Annotated in this window: 11 protein-coding genes; 6 read left to right on the top strand and 5 right to left on the bottom strand. The window is 46.4% G+C overall.

The window, feature by feature from the left end; translation table 11 throughout:
- Positions 1-377: 377 nt before the first annotated feature.
- A complete protein-coding gene (locus RIG66_RS32385; RefSeq protein WP_446384004.1) occupies positions 378-704 on the bottom strand; it encodes an STAS domain-containing protein in 327 nt (108 codons plus the stop codon).
- Between the two features lie 18 nt (positions 705-722).
- On the opposite strand from RIG66_RS32385, the gene RIG66_RS32380 reads away from it, so the two are divergent.
- The gene (locus RIG66_RS32380; RefSeq protein WP_446384002.1) at positions 723-905 is read left to right on the top strand and encodes a hypothetical protein; all 183 of its coding nucleotides are present in this window, start codon (positions 723-725) and stop codon (positions 903-905) included.
- A 29-nt stretch (positions 906-934) separates the two neighbouring features.
- Here RIG66_RS32380 and RIG66_RS32375 read toward each other — a convergent pair whose 3' ends face one another.
- The 4 genes from RIG66_RS32375 to RIG66_RS32360 all read right to left on the bottom strand — a co-directional run bounded on the left by RIG66_RS32375 (position 935) and on the right by RIG66_RS32360 (position 11,083).
- Positions 935-3,337, bottom strand: a complete 2,403-nt coding sequence (locus RIG66_RS32375) for a glycosyltransferase family 2 protein (RefSeq protein ID WP_446384001.1) — start codon at positions 3,335-3,337, stop codon at positions 935-937.
- Positions 3,338-3,671: 334 nt separating this feature from the next.
- Complete coding sequence (locus tag RIG66_RS32370; protein ID WP_446383999.1) at positions 3,672-7,589, bottom strand: DUF3131 domain-containing protein; 3,918 nt, start codon at positions 7,587-7,589, stop codon at positions 3,672-3,674.
- 395 nt (positions 7,590-7,984) lie between these two features.
- Positions 7,985-9,430, bottom strand: coding sequence for a DUF3131 domain-containing protein (locus RIG66_RS32365; protein WP_446383997.1), 1,446 nt, complete (start codon positions 9,428-9,430; stop codon positions 7,985-7,987).
- Positions 9,431-9,628: 198 nt separating this feature from the next.
- The gene (locus RIG66_RS32360; RefSeq protein WP_446383995.1) at positions 9,629-11,083 is read right to left on the bottom strand and encodes a hypothetical protein; all 1,455 of its coding nucleotides are present in this window, start codon (positions 11,081-11,083) and stop codon (positions 9,629-9,631) included.
- Between the two features lie 406 nt (positions 11,084-11,489).
- On the opposite strand from RIG66_RS32360, the gene RIG66_RS32355 reads away from it, so the two are divergent.
- From RIG66_RS32355 to hflX, 5 genes are all read left to right on the top strand, one after another.
- Positions 11,490-11,978: a DNA-binding protein gene (locus RIG66_RS32355; protein ID WP_446383993.1), complete on the top strand. Its 489-nt coding sequence runs from the start codon at positions 11,490-11,492 to the stop codon at positions 11,976-11,978.
- 362 nt (positions 11,979-12,340) lie between these two features.
- Entirely contained in the window at positions 12,341-13,936 is a 1,596-nt protein-coding gene (locus RIG66_RS32350; RefSeq protein ID WP_446383991.1) for a SpoIIE family protein phosphatase, read from the top strand.
- A gap of 194 nt (positions 13,937-14,130) precedes the next feature.
- Positions 14,131-15,141 carry a phosphate/phosphite/phosphonate ABC transporter substrate-binding protein gene (locus RIG66_RS32345; RefSeq protein WP_446383989.1) on the top strand — a complete coding sequence of 337 codons (1,011 nt, stop codon included), beginning with the start codon at positions 14,131-14,133 and terminating at the stop codon, positions 15,139-15,141.
- Between the two features lie 163 nt (positions 15,142-15,304).
- Entirely contained in the window at positions 15,305-18,250 is a 2,946-nt protein-coding gene (locus RIG66_RS32340; protein WP_446383987.1) for a response regulator, read from the top strand.
- A 398-nt stretch (positions 18,251-18,648) separates the two neighbouring features.
- Entirely contained in the window at positions 18,649-20,367 is a 1,719-nt protein-coding gene (gene hflX, locus RIG66_RS32335; protein ID WP_446384037.1) for a GTPase HflX, read from the top strand.
- Positions 20,368-20,469 lie beyond the last annotated feature (102 nt).

Below are 20,469 nucleotides of genomic sequence, written 5' to 3'. Positions count from 1 at the left end.
CACACTAGACCCACCTGTCAAGAGGGGAGATAGGGAAGCAGGGGGAGCAGGGGAAGCAGGGGCAGCGGGGGCAGCAGGGGCAGCGGGGGGAGATGGGGGAGATGGGGGAGATGAGGGAGATGAGGGAGATGAGGAAGAGTTAGTTAGTCGTCAAGGAACAATTTGTAGGGGCGGGTTTAGGGACTAAAATCGGCTACTCAGAACTAACTGAAAAACAAAACCCGCCCTCTGCTTAAGCATAAGGGGGGTATTTTTGATTGAGCTTATTGCTTGGATTCAAGACTGGGGAAGGGCGGGTTTTGTATTCAATGTAGTGATTTTCCCATTACTTGAGTTCCTAAACCCGCCCCTACATTTGGATTTGCCTGTTAATTGGATTAACTGACAGGAGTAATCTGACGCTCAAAATCCTCTCGATTGGCAAAACTTTTAAACACGCGATTCATTTTTGTCAGTTCAAAAATCATCTTAACTTGGTCACAAAGCGAGCAGATAAACAGTTGACCGCCAGCCGCCTGAACCGTTTTTAGCGTGGCAACTAAAGCCCCTAACCCTGTACTATTCATAAACGTGACCTCCTGAAAATCAACCAAAACAATATTCGCACCACTTTCAACAACATCATTGACTTCACGCCGAAGTTGATTGACGCTTACGCCGTCTAAGATACCAGCAGGTTGAACAACTTTAATGGTTTTACTCATTTGCATGACTCCTTTGTTGTGAATAAATTTACTTTGTCATTGGTCATTGGTCATTTGTCATTTGTCATTGGTCATTGGTCATTTGTCATTGGTCATTGGTCATTTAGACAGGGCGGGTTTAGTGACATTAGGGTGGGTAAAAAAAACGATAGTAGTGAAACCCGCCCCTACAATTCCCCCATCTCTCCCATCTCCCCATAACTGATAACTGGTAACTGATAACTGATAACCTAGTTACGGCTAGCTTTGGGTTGCCAAATAGCCGCTCGGATAATTACCCATAACAGGGACAAACTGTAAACTGCCCAAAGCCCATTAATTAGATAAAGTCCAGGATTCTCTAACTCTCCCATTGCTAATCGATACAGACACCATAGTATTCCCATAATCGTGAGTATAACTATCGCTAACTGCGGCAAAACTAACCGAAGATACATCCCAGATTGACGCTGCTTGGGCGTGACTTGGAATTTAATCTGGCGTCCCGTGAAGACACTCCAAACCGCTTGGATAAATAGGGGAAATAACGCGATCGCGTATTGCTCCGAACGCCACAGTTCCCGGGCGGGAATCCCCCAGCTTGCGGCGATAAAGGTTAAACGGTTGAGAACAAAGGCGGGAATGAAGTGGATGGCAAATTCATCTCCATAAGCTTGAACGGGAATAATTCCGGTGAAGAAATAAATAATGGGACAGATGAGAAAAACAACCGTAGCAAAGCCAGAGAAATAGCTGTACATGGTTTGAAAATATTGTAACTGTTGCCAAAAGGTTAACCCCGGTTTACCGAAGGGATTTTCTCTCAGAAGAACCTGGAGGGTTCCCTGCGCCCAGCGTAGCTTTTGTTTTAGGGTAGAACTTAAGTCATCGGGGGCTAATCCTGTCGCTAATTCTTCATGGTGATAGGCAGATTTCCACCCCGCTGCATGGAGGCGCATGGCGGTATTCATGTCTTCGGTAATGCTGTTACTGGAGACACCTCCTACTAAATCAAATTCGGCTAACCGTTTTTGATCCACGGCGAATTCATCGGCAAAGTTTTGCAAGCCGACACTAATTAATGCCTCGCGTTTTAACACGGCATTGGTTCCAGTGTAAAACGCCGAATTCATGCCATCTTTTGCCTGTTGAATGGGTCCGTAGAATAAGTGGGCTTGATGTCCAAAGGGGTCACCGGGAGGGATATTATAGAAGGCTTGGGGGGTTTGGACAAAGGCGATTTGATTGCTTTCGTATTTCCCGGTATTGAGATTATAGGTATAAAAGTAGGGCAGAACTCGTTGTAAGAATTGCGGTTTGGGAATGTGATCCGCATCTAAGGTGAGGATAAAATCACCAGAGGTTTCGCCGGAAAACATCGCGTAGTTGATATTACCTGCTTTGGCATGGTGGGGTTTGCCTTTGGGTTTGGGTCGCGCAATGTAGCGACAGCGAACTAAGTTACTAAGTTCTAACTCTTTTTGGTAAATTGCTTTTTCGACGCTTCTAATTTCAGACGCTAAATTACTGCTCAAATTTTGCGAAGTGGGATTTAAGACGCGCAGCCAATTCCGCAGACTTTTGAGATAACTGGTAACGGTATAGGAGGGACAATCTTGCTCAACCTCGGACAGGGGAGAATAGGTTTTAATCATGAGCAAACAGTTGCGATTATCTAAGGTGCGCGTATAACTCAAATAATCCGCCACTTGATGCATAATATTGACGCCACGCCCCCGTTCTGCGGTTTCCTCGACTGGATTCGGGTTATTGAGTACATGACCCTCTAAATCAAAGGCGATTCCTTTATCCCAAATTCGCATTTCTATGGATTGGGTGAAAATAGAGACTTCCAGCGTAATTGGCGTTTCTGGGGGCAAGTTTTTATGGGCGTGGGAAATGGCGTTATCAAATCCTTCCGCGAGTACGGTTTGACATTCTAACCAGACGGAATTGGGAATTCTGGGTTGGTGTAATTGCTCAAACCAGGATAAAACTTGAGATAAGGCATTAAAGTCGGTATTGACGGTAAGTTGGAAGGATTCTAAAAATTGCTCGGCTTGGGAAATTTCTCGGGCTAAATTTTTCAGTTGCTGACGCCGATTTTCTAACTCGCAGCGCTCGGTATTAAGGCGCTCGGCTTCTTGTTGCAACATGGGCGATTGTAAGTCCTCCAAACCGAGTTTTTCGGTCATGGCTCGCAAGTCGGGGGAATTCCCATCATCGAGAACGTAAACTGATAGTTTGGTGAGGGGATAATTGAGGGCTAAAGCAGCGCGTGTGGTGTTTTCGACTAATTCTGGGGGTTCATTGTAGCAGGTGATAAATATATCTACAGTGGGAAATTCTGCTGGGGGTAAGGGTGGGGAAAGTTGCCACAATGAGCGGACTTTGCGAACGATGGGTCGCCATAATCCTAGTAAAAACATGACACCGCCTACGTAACAGTAAATTTCGGCGAGAAGTAGGGGAATGGATAGCCACAGCGCATTGGTATTAATCGAATGAGTAATCCGCCAGTGGAGATACCAAGCGCCAAAAATTAAATTGATTTCGGCTAAATAGCGAAAGAGTAAGGTTCGTTCTTTGAGGCGAGAGCGAATGTTGCTTAAAAAAACAGAGGAGTTTTCTAGAAGTGGAATAGAGGTAGTCATAAGTGGGTGGACATAATTAACGTGAACGGTGGAGATGGTCATTGGTCATTGGTCATTGGTCATTTGTAAGGGGTTGAGGCTTGTTGACAAAACTGAGTACGGTGTTGTTTTTTTGTCCGACTACTTAGGGATTTATAGCACTACGCACTCTAATTAGGACAAATGACAAAAAAATAAAATCCCTCAATCCCTTTTAAAGTAAGCTTTTTTCTTCCCTATTCCCTATTCCCCGTTCCCTATTCCCGCTTCGCGTAGCGCTATAGAAGGCAGAAGGCAGGAGATAGGGAATAATGAACCCGGAGTTAGGATTAGGTGAATGTGATATCATGATGTTTCAAAACGCTAATGGACGTTCTCCCCGTACTTTGTAAAGTAAACTTTCCAGAATAACCGCATTGGTATTAACATTAAAGACAGTATTGTCTCCAAGTTGGGAATTTTCATAACGCCCTGCGAAGAAACCGCGATCGCGTTCCGCTAAAGTCTCAACGGTTGCTCTTAATGTCTGGGTATAGGGGTGATCCGGTCGTAAGGCATTCCAGGCGAAGGCGGCTTTGGTACTTAAAAATCGTAAGTGAGGATGGGACTTTCCCTGACTATCAATGATGTTCCAGGGTTCGCCATTGGCGTAAACACTGTAGTATAAAAAGTGGGGGTCGCGATCGAGGGAATCTTCATTCACCGCCGTTAAAATGCCTGTGCGTTCAAACCGTTGCGCCTGAACGTGGAGTAAATTGTGGACTTGCTGTTTGGCGGAGTTGGGTAATCCTAATTCCAGTCCCCAGAGAAGATAGGGATCACTGGTAAGATAATTGCTGGCGTTGGAATTGGCGAAATTGCGCTGGTCAATTTGTAGGGAAATTCCCTCGACTTCAAGGGTTTGGATGGGGGGATTATACAGGGCATTTTCGGCTTCAATTCCCCATAACTTTAAACTGTGGGCAGCATATTGCTCATACCCCAATCGTCCTTCTTGGAATAAACGGATCGGTTGATTGGCTGTGGGATTATTGCCGTAAAGCCACCCCTCTTTTTCCAGTTGGGAAATCTGCCACGATTCAATCATTGAATTGATGCGATCGCGGTAATTGGGATAGTGCGATCGCACAATATGTAATGAGAGTAAAAATCGGGACATATCTAAGGCTGACCAGCCATTTTTCCCTTGCATTTGGGCAGTCTGGGTGTTATAAATTTTATCCGGTAATCCGGTGGCGGGCATGGGCAGGGTTTCTAGGGTTTGCAACATCCGATCGGTCATGGTATTAAATCGGTGTTGGTTAATCAGTCCTAATTGATAGGCAGCATGGATACCTAATATTGAACTCCCAATATCCCAAAACGTTGCCCAGGGATAGTTCTCCACCGGATTAATTAAACCCGTTTGCGGATGCCAATTTCGCTCAAAATATTGCCACGCTTGCTGGGCAGCGATTTGATCGGCTGGGGTTAAACGGGGTTCAGCCAGGTTAGCGGAGACGTCAGTTGCGGCTTGTGGGGGTATGGGTTTGATGGGGGTGGAACGCCAGTAGGTTCCCGCTGTTCCCCTGATGAACTGGGCAGTTTGCTGAACCGTCGTCGGCAATCCTTGACCGGAATCCCCCGCTGCTACCGCTTGCCACCAGGGAGAATTCAGGGCGGTTTGGGGGCGAATCAGGGGTTGCTGATCGGTGGCGGTGTAGAGTAGGGATTGCAAGATCAGACTGTTGGTACTACCACTCAATCCCTTGGCAGTTTCCCCGGTTTTCTCATAAAATCCCTCATAGTAACCGGATTGGGAATCATAGCGATCGCGGATTGCCTCCCATAGCTGCTGAGTATAGTCATGGTTCGGGAATAGGGCATGAAAGCCAAAGCCAACGGCTGTACTCACAGTGCGATTGTCGGGAACCGAGTTTCCCTGATCATCCAGAGTTGCCCAGGGTTTGCCCTTGCCAATAATCGTGCTATTGACAATATAGGGCGGTTGATCCAGGAGGGTAGTCGCCGCCCCTGTGACTGTACCTGTGCGACGATAGCGTTGGGCTTGGGCTTGCAGGAGGGGTTGCACCAACGCCATCATGGCAGGATCAAAGCCAAATTCTAAGCCGTAGAGGAGAAAGGGATTGCTAACCGTGGAGGAGTCTGGGCTGGCTAAGGGTACGGGAACATCTTCAACCAGGGTTGTCGGATAGTTCTGGCTACTCTGAGACGGGGTAACGTTGAACCCCCAGAGTTGAAATGCCCGTACCGCATAGTCTACATAACCGAGGCTGGTTTCGGGTGTGACATGGGTTCGCAGTCGTCCATTGTTGTCCTGTGTCACCCTGGCGCTATAGAGTCTCCCATCCCGGATGACTGGGGAATAGGACCAATCTAAGACCAGATGATCCACCACATCAGTGTATTCTGGATGACAAGTTTTCAATGTATACAACGCCGCCAATAGTCGTCCCAAATCCAACGCCGACCAACCTGTCCCTTCAGCCGTGGGATTGGTGCTACCCTTGACACTGGGATTACCGCCGTAGTCGATGGGGTGTAAGGATTGGGTATCATAGCCTCGATGGGGTAATTGTCCGGCAAATAGAGGTAACTGCTGCAACGCGGCTAACAGATGACGAGTGCGATCGCTAAATTCCGCCGCTGAGATAATATCTAGAGTACGGGCGGCATGGAGGGCAGCTAGATAATCCCCTAATCCCCATAGCGTAGCCCCGTTTAAATCCGCGCGATCGTTCACCAAGCCTGTATTCTGTTGATAGGTTGTTTGGAAATACTGCCACGCCCTCTCCCCCTGACGCCGTTGGGTATCCGTGAGGGGTGTTGCCAGAGGGGGACAAGTTGAGGACTGGGGTTTTCCGACTGGAGGGAGGGGTTGAATCGCTACCGCAGGCGGGGTGGAGGTGGAATGAGTTCTAGGGGAAACCACGGCTTCTCTTCCCGGTTTTCCGGTGGAAACGCTGACGCCATTGCTGCCAATTAAGGGTTGATTTCCTCTGGCTTTATAGTAGAGAATCTCTAGAATTAAGCCATTGGTATTCCCGGTTAAGGCGGTATTCGGTGCTTGAGTTTCCTCATACAATCCCGCATAAAACCCACCACCATCGGGACTGCGTAAGTCTTTCACCGCCTCAAACAGGGTTTTGGCGTAATCATTATCGGGATAGAGATAGTGCCAACCGAAGGCGGCTTTGGTGCTGATGCTGCGTAACGCTGAGTGAGACTCGTTGCGATCGGTAATTGTTGCCCAGGGAACGCCATTGGCGTAAACCGTATTGTAGAGAAAATAGGGCGGTTGATCAATATTATCCTCTGTCACCGCCGTGAGTTGTCCCGTTTGTTCATAGCGACGTTTTTGAACCTCTAAAACCCTAGCCGCATAATCCGCAATATCTCCCTGGAAGCCAAATTCAATCCCATCTAAAATATAGGACTCACTTACCACATAGTTATTAGCATTGGTGGTTTGGTAATCGCGAGTATCCACAGGAATTTGCACCCCATTAATCTCCACCAACTTAAACGGTTCAAAGGAGACAGCTTTCGCCGCATTAAAGCCCCAAAGTTCGTAGCCTCTCGCCGCATATTCTTCATAACCCAGACGCCCTTCTTGCACCAATAGGGTTTGATTATCCGGTAAAACCGTAGCGCCATAGAGGTGTCCATCGTTAAGCGATCGCTTAATATCCCATGTCTGGAGAATTCTGGATAGCCAATCTTCATACTGGGGATGACAAGTCCGAATTACATCAAATGCGGCTAATAAGCGACCAATATCCAACGCCGACCAACCAATTCCTCGTTCGATAGGAGTATTGGCATAATCAACAAGTTGTCCGGTTTCGGTGTTATACACTTTGTTCGGTAGGCTATCTTCAAATAACCTCAACGTTTCCAAACCCGTTAAAAACTGATTCAGGCGATAGTCAAACTCTTCCTGGTCAATTAAATTTAACCACCGGGCTGAATTCAGTGCCATTAAATAATTTCCCATATCCCAGATTGTACCGGAGGGATAGTCATTGCTGGAGTTGGTGAATCCTGTTTCTGGCTGATAGTTATTGAGAAAATACTGCCAAGCTGTCTGGGCATAAAGTTGTTCCTCTGCTGTTAGCGGGGCAGTAATTTCCGCACAGGTAGTAGGCGCAGAAGTGGGCATTTGAGCCAATGCTGTTTGGGGAAACTGAATCAATAGTGAAGGAGAAATTGCTCCGATGAGGAATAAAGCAATTAGTTGTAAGGCGGTTTGGCGAGAATGTTTTGGCAGCATAAGAATCAATGTTTACGCTAGAACAAGTAACGTCATTTGTTATTTGTCATTTGTCCTTTGTCATTTGTAAGGATTTGAGGCTTGTTTACAAGACTGAGTAGGGTATCGTTTTCTTTTATCCGGCTACTTACTTAACTCTTTTTTTATTAGACGCAAAAAAATGAAGCCGGAAAACCGTATACCTACGGAGATTTGTTTAGTCCGGATTGGAGAATTAGTTAGATTTACGGAGGAATGCTTCAGGACAAAAAGCAGATAGCGAGTCTCTATCTGTAGGGTGCGTTAGCGTAGCGTAACGCACCATTCCTTTTCACATTCAAAACTCTGTCAGGGCGGGTTGGGTTACATTAATAGTTTGAACCCTCACGTTATCGGTAAAACCCGCCCCTACAAACCTATTCCCTCACCCCTGCCCATTCGATCAGCGGTTCGCCAACTTTTTTGTAGAGAAACAGTTCCATAATCACACCATTATTATTCGCCGTCAGGGATTTATTCGGTTCATCTAACGACTCATAAAACCCGTTGTACCATCCCTTATCCGCTTTGAGATTATCTTGGACAAACTCAAACAACTTATCGGTGTAATCCGTATTGTAAAGAACGTGCCAACCCAGCGCCGCTTTCGTGCTGATAAAGCGCAAATTATCATGATTTTCGCGAGTATCAGTAATCGTTGCCCAGGCTTCCCCATTGGCGAACAAAGTGCCGTAGACAAAATAAGGCGGACGATCCAAATTATCTTCAGTTACCGCCGTTAATTGATTCGTGGCATTGTACCGGGATTCTTGTGCCGCTAAAAGTCGATCCGCGTAAGCTTTCGGCAAAGCCTTAAACCCGGTTTCAATCCCATCTAAAATATAAGGTTCGCTAAGGACATAGTTATTCGCTTCCGACGTTTCATAATCTCGCTTGTCATAAGGAACCCCTTGACCATAAAGATCCACAAACGCCACATTTTCAGCAAAATCCAACGCCTTCTGAACATTCAAATCCCACAACTTCAAACCATAAGCCGCATAATTTTCATAGCCCAAGCGCCCTTCCTGATTATATTGCTCTTTGCCATTAACAACGCTAGTGCCATACATCTGATTATTTTCTGTCAACCGATCAACCTGCCAATGATCCCAAACGGCTTCCGTTTCTGATTTAAACTCTGGATATTTCGCGCCGACAATCTTCAGCCATAACGCCAATCGCCCCAAATCAATGGCTGACCAACCGATTTCCTCTTTCTTGTCCAGTTGACCATAATCAACAGGCATTAATGTTTTAGAATTATAGACTTTATTCGGCAATTCGTCGTTATAAAGCGGCATCGTTGCCAGTGTTTTCAACAGGCGACTCATCTTAGTCTTAAATTCAGACTCTGGGATAATCTCCAGTTCTTTAGCACTCACTAATGCCGCAATTGCCGCCCCTTGATCCCACATCGTTACTGAGGCAAATCCATCAGCAGAATTCACCAATCCGGTTTGATCATTCCAGTTGTGTTCAAAATACTTCCAGGCTTGTTCAGCCATTGCCATTTCCGCTGGGGTTAATGTACCTGCACCCGGAGGAATCACTGAACGTTCCGCCGCTTTGAGTTCAGCAGAGGTGACTGGAGTACCGGGCAATTTTACCGATTCAGCATCGAGTTTCGCCAATTTAGGGTTTTCCTTAGTCTTAGGGGTAACGACTTGAGAAACCGAGGCTTCGGGTGATGGAATAGACTCAATATTTGGTTGATTCGACAGGGTTTCCAAACTCGCGATCGCGGCAATGGCTGTGGCAATTCCTCCAGCACAAACCAAAAGAGATATTTTTTTGGGTGGTGGCTCAAAATTAATACTCATGATGCTCCTTGATAAACCGATTTATTGAAATTTAACTCAGTCATAAGTAGACGGGTAAAAATAAACCAAACTAAATCAAATTTAGTCAATACTACTCAAGCTTTGACGAATGACCAATGACCAATGACGAATGACCAATGACCAATGACCAATGACGAATGACCAATGACCAATGACCAATGACCAATGACCAATGACCTAAAAAGAAATCCGCACCTGTCCGCTAAAGGCATCATTGTTATAGTCACTATCCCCCGTTGCTCGATTCTGAACATTGGTATAGCGATAACCAAAATCTGCCTCTACATTAGGCGAAATCTTAGCTGTACAACGGGCTTCATACCCATTAGCATTATCAAATTCTCCATCTAATCGCTGGCGTCCTAATGTTGCTGCTAACCGACAACTCAGAAAATCAAAGACATCGCCTTCCCAACCAAACTCGGCATTGTAAACCAGGAAATCCGGCGGCGAAAAATAGCCATTTTGCATCTCTAAATCCTCTTGATAACTCCAGGTAAACAGATTAGCCGCCAGATAAAACTGACCAATTTTCTGCTCTAGCCGACTAAAGGATTGCCACTCTTGATTCCCATCGTTATAAAGCCCCACTCTCAGAAAGGTAAAGAAGCTAGTATCTGGGGCAATCTGCCAATATACGTTGGGACCAAATCGCCAAGCTGTGATTTGATTATCCAGCGTTTCAGCATTAAACTTATAGGGTGCTTGTTCGACGATAAAGGCGGGGAAAATTCCCGATTCCAACTCTCCCGTCGGACTCACCTTAACCGCAATAGGCGCTTCCACCCTAGCGCTCAAATTCAGCGCCGTTGGCAAACGGTCAAACCAATCAATGCCTCCAGCAACCTCCACTGTTACTTGCTCAATTTTCCCCTCCCAACCGACTTGAATTGGAATATTGGTTACGGAATCAACATCAGGATGCTTGAAGGAATTAAATCCTGTTTTAAATCGGACGATATTCCCATTCCGTAAACGAAATTGAGCAGTTTCTTCGATAAAGAGATTCCGTTGGTCAAAGTTATCATGATCATAGCGAAAATCAGTCGTTAAACTTTCTAAAACAATCGACTCAGCCGAAGACGAAACTGAACTCGGTTGGGATGGCAACTCTGGAGATTCCGGCGGCAATCGTAACCCCGGATTAAAGTTGTCTGGTGCAGCCATCAATACGGGTGATTGATCAAATGGATAGTGCAGTTCAGTGGAGGAAACTTCAGTCAAACGATTATCCATCTGAGTGGGTGTTTCTGGGGATGACGCTAAAGCAAAATCCAACGTTACCTCTGGCGGAGACGGGTAGGGTATTGGTTCTAAAGATGGGGAAATAGTAGACTTAGAAATTGGCGGACTATCGTGAGTCCGATGTAACGACAGGTTCTCTTTTATTCCTGACTTAGGAATAACCGAGTTCTCAGCTAGCGTCGCATCCAATTCAACCAAATTATCCGAAAATGGCATAGAATCTACCTGAGTAAAAACAGCTTGACTAATTGCCTGTAACCTACCAACACTCAATATCCACAACCCAACACTCCAGATAAAAATCCTTCGGTAATGCCAGCGCATTCTACCTACATTTCGCAGGAAGAGAAAAAACTCTAAACCATAATTGAAACTGTTTACGTTCATGACTAACTCCTGAACGATAAACATCTTAGTCAGTCATGACTGTCTCTTACATCCGGGAAAACTATGAATTTTTGATGAAGGGAAGGCAATCTAATCCGTAAATTTACTTAATCCGTAAATTTACTGAGTGACATAGAAGAAAACAGTTCTAATTGTCTTCCCAAGTTCCCAGGCACACGACGTTTACCCTGAAGGGTGTCGTGTTTTCTCCTTACTAAGTGCAAGTAAACAAGCCTCAAACCCTTACAAATGACGTAGCTTGCTTGGCGCTCCGCGAGTTCTTCACCGTTGACGTTAATTCTGTCCACCTACTTATCCCACAGGGAAAGTTGATTGGGCTTGGGTTGAATTCTGATAACGGGTATAGTATACTCCTTAAAACTATTACGCTATCTTTCTAGTTACTATGATTGTCGGTACAAAAGAAGCGGCTGAAATTTTAAATATCTCCACGGCTCGACTGCGAGTCCTGCTGCTCCAAGGCAGAGTGGAAGGGGCTTACAAGACTGGGAGGATGTGGTTAATGCCTCTATTTAGTGGTAAACCCCTAATTAAGCGCGGGAAAAGAGGTCCGGCTCCGCGTTGGCGCAATCACCGAAAGCCAGCGAAAACAATCATTCACGTCAATTCACAAAGAATTCGCTCCAATCAAAAATACCAACAACGCCAGCCGGTGATTACGGTGAAGAAGTGGGGCGACCCCGCGTCGGGGATTGACGCCAAGAAACAGGGGACTCAAAAGGGCAAGACTAATATCTATGGTCATGAGGTGGAAATACCGGGAGGATGCCGGGTTGTATATCGTCCCGATAGTCCCAGATGTGGAGCTAAGGTGTGGATTGAAACCTTTGACAACGTCCGAGTAATTTCTTGGCAGGAGGACGGCTCTGGCTGACTTGTACCCAGTCGCGTTAAAGATAGCCAATAGACAGGAAACGTTTGTTGGATTAGTTCGCGATCGCGCTCCCTGGGTGAGTCAGTATTGTCGAACCTGTTCTTGTTGGGTTTCGTTCCTCAACCCAACCTACAAAGGTGACTTATGATGAATGACGATCTTAAACACATTTTTTGAATTTTGTCAATACGTGAATTCTAGGATAGAGTTTTTGTGACTTAAGACAAATTACCGTAATTCTTCGCTGGTGTCTGTGGCAGTGTCGAGTCCACAATTAACGGAATAACACTGACGTACAGTGGAAAACCACTGGTACATCAGCATTGCTCATAATTAAACTGATTAATATTTAATCTGATCGCATGAGTCACTCAATTCACTCAAATTCTGCCTTGATTCTTATTGTTGATGATGACCGATTTACGCGGATCATGCTGCGTCAAATTCTCGAAAAAGAGGGGAACAGAGTCGAAGAAGTAGAGAATGGAGAACAATGTCTTGCGACTTACGCCCAGCTACAACCGGATATGGTACTGCTTGATGCCATGATGCCAGAGATGGATGGTTTTACCTGTTGTAGCAAACTGCAAACCTTGATGGGATGCGATCGCACTCCTATTTTAATGATTACGGGATTGGATGACCAAACCTCGGTGGATCGGGCGTTTGAAGCGGGTGCTGTGGATTATGTGACTAAACCCATTCACGCCCCCGTGTTGCGGCGACGAGTGCGTCGTTTGCTGGAAGCGAGTTGGGCGGAGAAGGCGTTACGCAAAAGCGAGAAGCAATATCGTTCTGTGGTGGAAAACCTGAAAGAAGTGATTTTCCAAATGAATGCTGAACGACAATTAACTTTTCTTAATCCTGCTTGGACAGAAATTACAGGATTTTCGATTCATGAAAGTCTTGGTAAGCGCTTTGTAGACTTCATTCATCCCGATGATCGTCACGAACATGATGCCCATTTCCACCATCTACTCCAATCCTATCCAGTTAACGCCTTACAGGTTGATGAAGATCAAATAGCCGAACAGAATCTCACCTCTCAAATGCCAGATTGCTGTTACCAAGTTCGCTATTTATCAAAAAATGGGACGGTAGGCTATATTGAAGTGTATGCCCGCCTCCTCTTAAATGGCAATGGGACTCTCAGAGGAATTTCTGGCACACTCAATGATATCACTAAGCGCAAGCAAGCTGAGGAAGAATTGCAGCGCCAAAATCAGATTTTACAACAGGAATTAAATCAAGCCGCTGACTATGTGCGATCGCTCTTACCGCGCCCCATTACGGAATCGGTTGTCACGATTGAACAGCAGTTTGTTCCCTCGTTGCAGTTAGGGGGTGATGCCTTTGATTATTATTGGCTGGATTCCGAACATTTAGTCATGTACCTGTTAGATGTCGCCGGACATGGGGTGAAGTCAGCCCTGTTATCGGTATCAGTGTTAAATATCTTGCGATCGCAATCTTTAGCTAACACCAATTTTTACCAACCCAGCGCGGTTCTCACGGCACTTAATACCATCTTTCAGATGGGTGATACCGGAGATGATTATTTCACTATTTGGTATGGCGTTTACAACCAGACTAATCGCACCTTAGTTTATGCTTGTGCTGGACATCCACCCGCTCTTTTGCTACCTGATGCTTCAACTCCCATGAAACGGTTGGAAGCGAAGAGTATTCCCATTGGGATGCTTCCCGAAGCTGATTTTGATGACAATTTATGTGAAATCAAACCCGATAGTACACTCTATTTATTTAGTGACGGAGTTTATGAAATTCATCAAGACAATGGCAAAATTTGGGGACTTCATGAATTCTCTGAAGTTCTAGAAATTACCAATTTTTCTACCAATAACACTTTAATGCACGTTTTTCATCATATCCAATCCCTCAGTTATAATGGTGTCCTTCCTGATGACTTTTCTTTGTTGAAAATTAGATTGTCTTAATCGTTTAGGGGAGTTATAGCAGTCTACATGAGCGATTAGGACAAAGCAAAATGCGCCAAACCAAGATCCGTCAATCTTTTCCCTTCTGCCTTGGAGCCCTCTGCCCTCTGCCTTTTGCTATGTAAGTACCTGGACATAAATCTTGTAATTTGCGTTAAGAAATGTTAACAAACTTCCCCCCCTTACTCTTACTGATGAAAAATGATAATAAACGCCAAACAAACACCCTAAATCGTACCGCCTTCAGTCCTCAGCCCTCTGCCTTCTGGTTGCTCCTCCTCAGTCTGCTTCTATCTTTAACAAGCTGTGCCAGAACGGAAACAGAAATCGCTGAATCTCCACCAACGTCCTCCGTCGAAACCACCGCCGTGCAGCAAGTCAGCGAAGAACTGATTAGAGTGGGAATTCTTGCTATTGATAGTGCCGTATCCGTTAACGAACGCTATAGTCCTTTATTGAACTATCTCTCTGAAGTTACGGGTCGTCCCTTTGAATTAATCCCCTTAACCCAGGACAGTCAATTTACTGAAGTAGCAGAAGAAAATCTAGATTTTATCCTAAATAACCCCCTCGCTGCTGTCCAAATTCGTCGGCTCTACAATACCGAATTTCTCACCACCCATGTTCGCCCCCAAACGGGTGCAGAATTTAGCGCCTTAATTATCGTCAAACGGGATAGTGACATTCAAACTCTGGAAGACTTACGGGGAAAGACAGCCGCTTGTGTGGATTTTGAAACCGCTGCGGCGGGTTGTGTTTTTCAACTCTATCACCTGCAGAAAAATGGGATCGATCCCTTTACAGATTTTAGGAGTTTTGTCGAAAATAAATCCCAGGACAACATTGTCTTAGCGGTTCTCAATGGCACAATTGAGGTAGGCTTTATTCGGACTGGGCAATTGGAAAAAATGGTCAACAAAGGATTAATAAACAGTACCGATGTGGTAAGAATTATCAACCCAGCCAACGACAATTTCTACTACAAACATACCACGGCGCTCTATCCAGAGTGGTCTTTGGCTGCACTCCAGGATACTGATCCGCAACTCGTGGACAAAGTTAAGGAAACACTGCTGAACATTCCCGCTAATCATCCTGCCCTAACAGCTGCCCGATTAGAGAAATTTACGCCAGCCGCCGACTATTCCGAACTCGATCGCTTAATTGAAACCTTAAAGCTCAAAAGCTGGAACGCCAAACCTTAGTTAGTTTCACTAAAACTGTAAGTAGGTTGGTGGAAATAAACTCAACTATATTAAGTTATGTGAATAGCCCTCAAGCCCTTACAAATGACCAATGACCAATGACCAATGACGATCCCCACCGTTAACTTTTATTGTCCCTACCTACTTAATAGAGACGCCGACGATGACTCTCAAACGAAAAACATTAGGCAAGTGGAATCAAAGCATTACTCTCCGCTATCTGGGAATTGCCAGTAGTGTCTTAGTTGTCAGCCAATTACTCTTTGGCGTTTTGCAGATCAACAGACGATTTTCTGTTCAGTTAACCAACCTTGAGCAACGAGCCGAAGATCAGGCTGAATTTTTAAGCGCCGTCAGTCCAGAAGCCGTTCTCGATTGGGACTTCTTGACTCTAGAACGGTTGATGAAACAAACCAATGTGGATGATAATATTGTCTACAGCGTCGTTCTTGATTCAGAGGGAAAACCGTTAACTCGGTTTATCAATCAGAACGAACCAATTGTGGCAGAAGCGATGGAGTTTACGGCGTCTGAAGGTGATCTCCTTGCCCTGATTTCTGCTGTCGCCCAGAACCCCGTCGTGCGCGAATTCCGCAAACCTATTGTTTCCGGGGGTCAATCCCTGGGAGAAGTTCGTCTCGGCTATTCTATTGCTAATCTTCAACAAGAGTTATACCACTCGACAGTCACCACGTTAATTGCCTCCATTTCAATTAGTATTTTGCTGGCAACCGTTACGATTATCCTGTTTAATCGACAAGTTCGTTATCCATTGCAAGAGTTAGCCGAACTAGCACAAGCCCTAGCTAACGGTGAACTGAATCGCCGTGCTGAAATTACCCACAATGACGAAATCGGGCAACTAAAAGCCGCATTTAACCGCATGGCGGGTCAACTGCAACAAACCCTAGAAGGGTTACAGCAGCGGATTATTGAGCGTGAGCAAGCGGAAGCCCAGTTACAGCAGACGGCAATCGAGTTAGCTCGAACTCGGGATGAAGCCTTAGCCGCCACCCGTGCCAAAGGGGATTTTCTGGCGACGATGAGTCACGAAATCCGCACGCCGATGAATGGGGTGATTGGCATGACTGGATTGCTTTTAGATACCCAACTTACTCCCCAGCAGCAGGAATTCACCGAAACCATTCGCAATTGCGGTGATGCGTTGCTGGTCATTATTAATGATATCCTAGACTTTTCTAAGATTGAATCGGGCAAGCTGGATTTAGAAGAACACCCCTTTGGTCTGCGAACTTGTATTGAAGAAGCCCTCGACTTACTGGCGCCCAAAGCTGCCCAGAAAAAATTGGAATTGGCTTATCTGATTAAACCCGGGACGCCAGACCGAATTGTCGGGGATGTTACCCGCCTGCGGCAAATCTTGGTCAACTTATTGGGAAATGCGATTAAATTTACTCATGAAGGGGAAGTAACGGTTGAAGTCAATGCCAAAGAATTCGGGAATGAAGCGTTACCGATGTCTGCTGCGACTTTCCCCAATTACGAGATTCAGTTTGCAATTAAGGACACAGGAATTGGCATTCCTGCTGATCGCCTCCCCCTGCTATTTCAGTCCTTTACTCAAGTGGATTCCTCAACCTCACGCCAATATGGGGGTACGGGATTAGGATTAGCCATCAGCAAACGTCTCAGTGAAATGATGGGGGGGATAACATGGGTAGAGAGTCAGGTGGGAGTTGGCTCGACGTTTTATTTTACGATTGTGGCGGAGTCGATTGCTGAGTTGGGGGATAATATCTCCATCAATCAACCTCAGCTAGCGGGACGGCGAGTCCTGATCGTCGATGATAACGCCACAAACCGACAAATTTTGACGCTGCAAACCCAGTCCTGGGGAATGATCCCCCAAGCGGTTGAGTCTGGGGAAGACGCGCTGACGCGAATGACTCAGGAGGAGGATTTCGAGTTAGCAATTTTAGATATGCAAATGCCGGGAATGGATGGTTTAACCCTAGCTACTGCGATTCACCAAAAGCCCAAGTATCAGCAATTACCGTTAATGATGCTCACCTCATTGGGGGGTGCGGAAGGACTATCGGGATTAGCGAAGGCGGAGTTGGCGGCATTTCTGAACAAACCCGTGAAGCAGTCGCAACTCTACGAGACATTAGTTCGAGTGTTTAGCGGTCAACCCCACAGAATCAAGCGATCGCGGACCCAATCCCTCCAACTTGACGCGACCTTGGCACAGCGGCTACCCCTGCGAATTTTAGTCGCGGAAGACAATATGGTCAACCAACAGTTAGCGCTGCAACTGCTGGGACGGATGGGGTATCGAGCCGATATTGCTGCCAATGGTTTAGAAGTGCTAGAAGCCTTGCAGCGTCAGCCCTACGATGTGGTCTTCATGGATGTACACATGCCGGACATGGATGGGTTAACTGCCACGCAACACATCTGCCAAACCTGGGAAACTGCCGCCCGCCCTCGAATTATTGCCATGACCGCCAATGCCATGCAAGGCGATCGGGAAAAATGTCTGCGTGCTGGTATGGATGACTATATTAGCAAGCCGATTCGGGTTGAGGAATTGGTTCGAGCGTTGCATGAATGTTTGCCACGGGAGGATGAGGGAACTTGTAGAGACGCGCCACGGCGCGTCTGGGAAACTGCCGCCTGTCCTGAGATTGTTGCCATGGAAGGCGATAGCAGCCAGTCGATTCACGTTACACAATCCGTTCAAGTCTTGAACCCGTCTGTGCCAAAACAGGAAGAGATACAACCAGCACCCACGGGTCAAGCGGCGTTAAATCTGGAGATTCTGCAAGCCTTTCGAGCTGCAATGGGAGATGCTGCATCAGACTGTTTAGCCCAATTAATTGATATTTTCTTAACCGGAACTCCGACATTAATCCAAGGGATGGAAACCGCGATCGCCCAGAGCGATGCAGCAGGGTTAGAACAGTCCGCTCATACCCTCAAGTCAAGCAGTGCGTCTTTAGGGGCAATACCGTTTTCGGAATATTGCGAAAATTTAGAAAGAATGGGGCAAGAAGAACAATTAACCACGGCTTCCGAGGTGGTGTCGCGGCTGAAGCGGGAATTTGAACGAGTCAAAGTGGTACTAATAGATATCAAATGCGGTTGAAGGCAATTTGTAGGGGCGGGTTTAGGGACAATTTGTAGGGGCGGGTTTAGAGAATCAATTCAGATATCCACCGATAAATGAAAAACAAAACCCGCCCTCTGCTTAACCGTTAGGGGTGAATTTAGGATGAGGTTAGCGGTTGAGTTGAAGATTGGGAAAGGGCGGGTTTGGGTTGATTTTCCCATTAATTGAGTTTCATTACCCGCCCCTCCATTATTGGGTTCAAGATTGGGGGAAGGGCGGGTTTTGGATGAAATGTAGTGATTTCCCCGTTACGTGAATTCCTCAACCCGCCCCTACATTTGGATTGGCTGGTAAGGAATCCTCGTGCGTTGACACCGGGGAGGATCTAAAATAAACAAAAGTAGAGTCAGGAGCCAGTTTACTGGAAGTCGCCTATCGAAACGATCTACGGCAATCTTGTCGGTTTAAAGCCTAGCCAGCTTAAACAACTGCAACGCCTCTATCACCAGCGCTTACCGGGCGATCGCTTGACCACACCGGAATTTGCCCAACGGTTAGCCGCGATTAGCGCTGATATCAAACAGCCCTTATGTACTTACCTGAATCGTCGAGGACAGGTAATTCGAGTGGGAGTGGGAACCCCAACGCAAACCAAAATCCCACCCTTGGAGTTACCCCGCTATGGTGCAGAACGGTTGTGTGGGATTCGCTGTATCGCCACTCAACTCAAATCCCATACCCCACGTAATACTGACTTAACCGCCATGGCGATTCAACGCTTGGATGCGTTAGTCATGCTAACCGTGAGTGAGTCGGGATTTGAACGGCGGGGGGGAGGCGCAACCGGATATGTGAATGAAACCTATTTAGCCCACCTGATTCCCGTTACTCAGTCATCGAAACAAGACAACGATGGTCAACCGAGTTGGCATTTATCCCCAGCATTAAGTTTAGATCTGTTGACTAAACAAGATTTCTTTGATTTAGTTGAAGGACTTGAAGCCGAATTCCGCCGCGAATTCATCGCCCAACACGTCGATGTTGATCAAGATCGGGTGTTGATTGTTGGGTTAATGACAGGGAATATGAGTAAGGGACAGTTTGAAGACGGGTTAGCCGAAATTGCCCGACTGGTGCAAACCGCCGGAGGGGAAGTATTACAGACGATGCGACAGAGGCGATCGCAACCCCATCCTCAAACCGTTGTCGGCGCAGGAAAAGTGCAGGAAATTGCCCTGACGGTGCAGACATTAGGGGCGAATCTAGTCGTATTTGACCGCGATTTATCCCCCGCCCAAGTCCGCAACTTAGAAGCCCAAACTGGGGTACGAGTCGTTGATCGCACGGAAGTCATATTAGATATATTCGCCCAACGCGCCCAATCCCGTGCCGGGAAATTACAAGTCGAATTAGCCCAATTAGAATATATGCTGCCGCGCCTCACGGGTCGAGGTCAAGCCATGTCGCGGTTAGGCGGTGGAATTGGAACTCGTGGACCCGGAGAAACCAAACTGGAAACCGAACGCCGTGCGATTCAGCGCCGAATTGCCCGATTGCAACAAGAGGTGAATCAGTTGCAGGCACATCGATCGCGGATGCGACAACGACGCCAAAAACAAGATGTGCCAACGATTTCTGTTGTGGGTTATACAAATGCAGGCAAATCGACGTTGTTAAATACATTAACGAATGCCGAAGTCTACACCGCTGATCAATTGTTTGCCACCCTTGACCCCACTACCCGACGTTTACCGATTACTTATGCGGAGACGGGGGAAGCGATTACGGTTCTGCTAACCGATACCGTGGGATTCATTCACGAATTACCACCCCCCCTCGTCGATTCCTTCCGCGCCACGTTGGAAGAGGTGACAGAAGCCGATGCGTTAATTCATCTGGTGGATTTATCCCATCCCGCATGGCAAAATCACATTCGTTCGGTCATGTCCATTTTGGCAGATATGCCCGTGACACCAGGACCGATTCTAGTGGTGTTTAACAAGATTGACGAAGTAGACAGTGAAACCCTAGTCTTAGCCCAAGACGAATTTCCCCAAGGGATATTTATTTCCGCTAGCAAACGGTTAGGACTAGAAACCCTGCGGCAAAAAATAGCCCAGTTAGTGGATTATGCGATCGCACCGCAGATGTAGTTATCAGTTATCAGCAGATGGGGAACACCTCGACTTACTTCGGCTTCGCTCAGTAACACGCTCGGTGTGTCAGATGGGGGAGATTGTGTAGGGGCGGGTTTC

The sequence above is a fragment of the Coleofasciculus sp. E2-BRE-01 genome (assembly GCF_040221695.1).
Classification (GTDB): domain Bacteria; phylum Cyanobacteriota; class Cyanobacteriia; order Cyanobacteriales; family Coleofasciculaceae; genus Coleofasciculus.
This window is presented reverse-complemented; position numbering and strand designations above follow the sequence as displayed.